The 361-nt window shown below is 67.6% G+C and carries 1 protein-coding gene; it reads left to right on the top strand.

Going from position 1 to position 361, the window contains the following annotated elements; genetic code table 11:
• Positions 1 to 8: 8 nt before the first annotated feature.
• Positions 9 to 361: site-specific integrase (locus QSK22_RS33425; protein ID WP_502872406.1), on the top strand; the 353-nt coding region annotated here is incomplete at its 3' end.

The following is a 361-nucleotide window of genomic DNA, read 5'->3' as shown; positions in this document are numbered from 1 at the left end:
TCGAGAAGATGAACGCGCGCCGCAAACGCCAGTCCCGGCTCGAACCGCACAAGCGGATCGGGGAGCGGATCAACCGCCTCGATGCCTACATCGGCGCCCCGCGCCCCTCCAAGGTGATGGTGTGGACGCCGGCGTTGACCAAGCGGTTCCTGGACCGCGCCCGCGGTCACCGGCTGTATGCGCAGTACCACCTGATCGCGTTTCGGGGCCTGCGCCGGGGCGAGTCGTGCGGTCTGCGGTGGAGCGACCTGGACCTGGACAACGGGACGGTCACGATCCGGTGGCAGATCACCCAGATCGGATCGGAAACTTTCGAGGGCAAGCCGAAGACCGAGGCCGGGGAGGCGACCATCTGCCTCGA

The organism is Actinomadura sp. NBRC 104425 (assembly GCF_030269545.1).
In the GTDB taxonomy this organism is placed as follows: domain Bacteria; phylum Actinomycetota; class Actinomycetes; order Streptosporangiales; family Streptosporangiaceae; genus Spirillospora; species Spirillospora keratinilytica.
Note: the sequence above shows the minus strand (reverse complement) of the source record. Positions and strands in the feature narration are given on the sequence as shown.